This is a genomic window from Arhodomonas sp. KWT (assembly GCF_010993615.1).
In genome coordinates this window covers 1-4,577 of sequence record NZ_WNXE01000176.1, presented here as the reverse complement: position 1 = coordinate 4,577, position 4,577 = coordinate 1, and the positions used below count along the sequence as shown (strand labels likewise).

5 protein-coding genes are annotated in these 4,577 nt (G+C 70.6%); all 5 read right to left on the bottom strand.

Going from position 1 to position 4,577, the window contains the following annotated elements; all coding sequences use genetic code 11:
• Positions 1-278: 278 nt before the first annotated feature.
• Positions 279-1,580, bottom strand: coding sequence for a TRAP transporter large permease (locus tag G7A99_RS16065; RefSeq protein ID WP_163141987.1), 1,302 nt, complete (start codon positions 1,578-1,580; stop codon positions 279-281).
• Positions 1,581-2,075, bottom strand: a complete 495-nt coding sequence (locus G7A99_RS16060) for a TRAP transporter small permease (RefSeq protein WP_163141984.1) — start codon at positions 2,073-2,075, stop codon at positions 1,581-1,583.
• Positions 2,076-2,107: 32 nt separating this feature from the next.
• Positions 2,108-3,076, bottom strand: coding sequence for a TRAP transporter substrate-binding protein (locus G7A99_RS16055; protein WP_018716376.1), 969 nt, complete (start codon positions 3,074-3,076; stop codon positions 2,108-2,110).
• A gap of 134 nt (positions 3,077-3,210) precedes the next feature.
• Complete coding sequence (locus G7A99_RS16050; protein WP_018716375.1) at positions 3,211-3,657, bottom strand: copper chaperone PCu(A)C; 447 nt, start codon at positions 3,655-3,657, stop codon at positions 3,211-3,213.
• A 101-nt stretch (positions 3,658-3,758) separates the two neighbouring features.
• A partial coding sequence (locus tag G7A99_RS16045; protein WP_163141981.1) for an AAA family ATPase occupies positions 3,759-4,577 on the bottom strand: 819 nt, incomplete at its 5' end.

Sequence of the window (4,577 nt, the reverse complement as noted above, 5' to 3'; positions counted from 1 at the left end):
GCACGGTCCCGTCCGGGCGACGACCGATGACGTCGGTGAAGGTGCCGCCGCGGTCGATCCAGAACTGCCACTGGCCGCTGCCGTGATGTGCTGTGTCGTCGTTCATTGGCTGTGCTCGGCTCGGATGCGTGTGTCGAATCCGGTCACCGGGCCGGTGGCGGGTGAGCCCTGCCGGCCGGGACCGTCATGGTACGTCTGGCGTCCGGTGCGGGGGTGGCACACCGGTACGGCCGGGTTCGTCGGAGGCGTTCCGTCGCGCGGGTCGGCGGGGTCCGTCCCTAGCGGGCCATCTGCTGCGGCAGCCAGGTCGCCAGCTCCGGGAAGACCACCAGGATGACGACGGCGCTCAGCAGCACCAGGAAGAACGGCAGCGAGGCGCCGGCGATGCGGAAGATGTTGCGCCCTGTCAGCCCCTGGAGCACGAACAGGTTGAAGCCCACCGGCGGGGTGATCTGCGACATCTCCACCACGACCACCAGGAAGATGCCGAACCACAGCGGGTCGATGCCGGCGGCGTTCACCATGGGCAGGATCACCGACGTGGTGAGCACCACCACCGAGATGCCGTCGAGGAAGCAGCCCAGCACCACGAAGAATACGGTAAGCGCGGCGATCAGCGCCACCGGCGAGAGCCCGAGTGCCGCGATCCACTCCGCCAGCGCCCGGGGGATGCCGGTATAGCCCATGGCGGTGGTGAGGAAGGCGGCGCCGGCGAGGATGAACACGATCATGCACGAGGTCCGGGTCGCGCCCATCAGCCCGTCGCGGAAGCTCGCCAGTGTCAGCCCGCCGGTCACCGCGGAGAGCACCAGCGCGCCCGCCACGCCGATGGCCGCGGCCTCGGTGGGCGTGGCGATACCGGCGTAGATCGAGCCGATCACGCCGGCGATCAGCGCGATCACCGGGGCCAGCCGGGCGGAGGCGCGCAGCCGCCCGCCGAGGGGCAGCGCCGGGTCCGCCGGCGGATTGCGCCCGGGGTGGAGCAGCGACCAGGTGACGATGTAGCCCATGAACAGCACCACCAGCACCGCGCCGGGGAGCACCCCGGCCATGAACAGCCGGGCGATGGAGAGCTGGGCGCTGACGCCGTAGACGATGAGGATGATCGACGGCGGGATGAGCAGCCCGAGGGTGCCCGAGCCGGCGAGGGTGCCGATGATCATGCGCTCGTCGTAGCCCCGCCGGCGCAGCTCCGGGATGGACATGCGGCCGATGGTCGCGGCGGTGGCCGCCGACGAGCCGGATACCGCGGCGAAGATGCCGCAGCCGAGCACGTTGACGTGCAGCAGGCGTCCGGGCAGGCGCCGCAGCCACGGTGCGAGCCCGGCGTACATGTCCTCGGACAGCCGCGAACGGAACAGGATCTCGCCCATCCACACGAACAGCGGCAGCGGCGCCAGCGACCAGCTCGACACCGCGCCCCAGAGGCTGGAGCCGAGCACCAGCCCGGCGGGGGCGGAGGAGAACAGCGCGAGCCCGGCATAGGCCACCACCGTGAGGCTGATCGCCACCCACACGCCGCCGGCGAGCAGGACGAACAGCAGTGCCATCAGGGCGAGGCCGACTTCCAGCGTGCCCACTCAGTCCTCCACGGCGTAGAGCGGCGGCCGCCCGCGGAGCACCCTCAGGAGGTTGTCCGCGAGCGCGATGGTGAACACCACCAGGCCGGCGGCCATGCCGGTCTGCGGGATCCACAGCGGTACCGCGAGCAGGCCCGGGGAGACGTCGCCGTAGCGGATGGAGCCGCGCACCAGGTCCACGGCCCACCAGCTCGCGTAGGCGCTCATCGCCAGCGCCACCACCAGGGCGGCGGCCTCGACGGCCCGGCCCGCGCACCCGCCGAGGTGTTCGAGCACCACGCGCACCCGGATGTGGCCGCCGTGGTTGAGGGTGTGGGCCAGGGCGAGAAACGCCGAGGCGGCGACGCAGAAGCCCGCGAACTCGTTGGCCGAGGGCACGACCACGCCGACGAGCCGGCCCGCCGTCTGGGCGAGCACCAGCACGCCGATGGCGGCGAGGCACACCGCCCCGGCCACGCCGCTCACCAGGTAGAGGGCGTCGAGCAGCCGCCGCATCGCTCAGGCGGCGGCCGTTGCGGGCGCCGCCGTCACTGCCGGTAGGCCTCGATGATGGCCTGGCCGTCCTCGCCGGTCTTCTCGAGCCACTCGTCGGTCATGGTCCGGCCGACGTCGGTGAGCCCGTCCATCAGCCCCTGGGAGGGGTCGAGCACCTGCATGCCGTTGTCCTCGAGGACCGCTTTCTTGGCCGCGGCCTCCTTGCGGCTCATCTCCCAGCCGCGTTTCTCGGCCTCGGCGGCGGCGTCGAGCACGGCCTGGCGGGTGTCCTCGTCGAGGGCGTCGAAGGCGCGCCGGTTGACGATGATCATGTTCTTGGGCAGCCACGCCTGGATGTCGTAGAAGCGGTCGACGAAGTCCCAGGCCTTGGAGTTCGCGCCGGTGGACGGCGAGGTGATCATCGCCTCGACGATGCCGGTGGCGAAGGCCTGGGGGATGTCGGGCACCTCGACCTGGGTCGGCACCATCCCGGTGAGCTCCGCCAGCCGCGAGGTGGTGGCGTTGTAGGCCCGGAACTTCAGGCCCTCGAGGTCGTCGACGCCGTCCACCTCGCGGGACGTGTACAGCCCCTGCGCGGGCCAGGGGACGGCGTAGAGTAGCTGGATGCCGTCGTCCGCGAGGCGGGACTCGATCGCGTCCCGGGACGCCTCCCACAGCCGCTCGGCGTCATCGTAGCTGGTGGCGAGGAACGGGATGGAGTCCACCGCGAAGATCGGGTCCTCGTTGGCGAGCAGCGAGATGAAGACCTCGCCGGCCTGGACCTGCATGGTCTGCACCGCACGCTTGATTTGCGGGTGCTTGATCAGCGAGCCGGCGGAGTGGACGGTGATGGTCAGGTCGCCGTCCGTGGCCTCACGCACGTCCTCGGCGAACTGCCGGATGTTCTGGGTGTGGAAGGTCGCGTCCGGATAGGGCGTGGCCATGTTCCACTGGGCCGCACCCGCGGTGCCGGCGCCGAGGGTCAGGGCCAGTCCGGCCATGAGGCCTTTGACGATGCGCATCGGTGGCTCCCCTTGTGTGTTATCGGTCCGCACCCGCGTGCGGACGGGTAATCGTACGACACGATAGCAGACGTGGACCGGCGGCGGGCGCCGCCGCGGTCCACGCGGGGAGTATAGACGCTCGCCCTTGGCCGTCAGTCCGCGCCCGCGGTGATCGGGCGCACCTCGACGTCGACCTCGATGTCGCCGGCCTTCTCGAAGGTCAGCGTCATGGAAAAGCGGTCGCCGGCCTTCAGGGGCTGGTCGAGACCCATGAGCATGACGTGATAGCCGCCCGGGGCGAATGCCAGCGGGTTGTCGGGACCCACGTCGACGCCGTCGACATGCTTCATGGTGCGGTTGCCGTTCTCGGTCACCGTCCGGTGTAGCGTGGCTTTCTTGGCGACGGGGCTGGCCACGCCGACCAGCCGGTCCGCCCCGGACGCCGCCGTCGCCTTGAAGTAGGCGGCGCCGGCGGGCGCGCCGGGAGGGGTCGCGCGTGCCCATGCTTCGGAGACGGTGACACCGCCCGGGGCCGCCGCGTGGGCGGTGGTCACGGCGAGCAGGAGGGTGGCGCAGAGGGTGATCAGGCGGTTGGTCATCGTCGGGGCTCCTTGCCGGTCGGGGCTCAGTGGTTTGCGCGACTATACCAAGGAGGACGGCCGCGGGGTGTCATGCCCCCCGCGGCCGTGCGAGGCGCCGGTTACGCCTCCGCCGCCTCCCGGGTCCGCTCGAAGGTGAGTTCGTCGCCCTCGACGTCCACGCGGATCACGTCGCCCGGGCCGTACTCGCCGGCGAGGATGCGCTGGGCCAGCGGGTTCTCCAGGCGTTGCTGGATGACCCGCTTGAGCGGCCGGGCGCCGTAGACCGGGTCGAAGCCGGCCTCGCCGAGGCGGTCCAGGGCGGCGTCGGAGATGACGATGGCCATCTCCCGGTCCTTGAGGCGCTTGTCCAGGTAGGCGGTCTGGACCTCGGTGATCCGCCGGATCTGGCGCCGGTCGAGCGGGTGGAAGACCACCACGTCGTCGATGCGGTTGATGAACTCCGGGCGGAACTGCTGGGCGACCACCTCCATGACCGCCGACTTCATGCCCTCGTAGTCCTCGGCGGCCTTCTCCTGGATCAGGTGCGAGCCGAGGTTGGAGGTCATCACGATCACGGTGTTGCGGAAGTCCACCGTGCGCCCGTGACTGTCGGTGAGACGGCCGTCGTCGAGCACCTGCAGGAGGATGTTGAACACGTCCGGGTGGGCCTTCTCCACCTCGTCGAGGAGGATCACGGAGTAGGGCTTGCGGCGTACGTGCTCGGTGAGGTAGCCGCCCTCCTCATAGCCGACGTAGCCCGGTGGTGCACCGATCAGCCGCGCGACGGCGTGCTTTTCCATGAACTCCGACATGTCGATGCGGATCATGGCCTCCTCGGTGTCGAAGAGGAACGACGCCAGTGCCTTGCACAGCTCGGTCTTGCCCACGCCGGTGGGGCCGAGGAAGAGGAACGAGCCGTTGGGCCGGTTCGGGTCGGC

Excerpts from the sequence above, each read along its gene's own strand:
- G7A99_RS16050 (WP_018716375.1), bottom strand. The coding sequence starts at position 3,657 with ATGACCAACCGCCTGATCACCCTCTGCGCCACCCTCCTGCTCGCCGTG.
- G7A99_RS16055 (WP_018716376.1), bottom strand. The coding sequence starts at position 3,076 with ATGCGCATCGTCAAAGGCCTCATGGCCGGACTGGCCCTGACCCTCGGC.
- G7A99_RS16060 (WP_163141984.1), bottom strand. The coding sequence starts at position 2,075 with ATGCGGCGGCTGCTCGACGCCCTCTACCTGGTGAGCGGCGTGGCCGGG.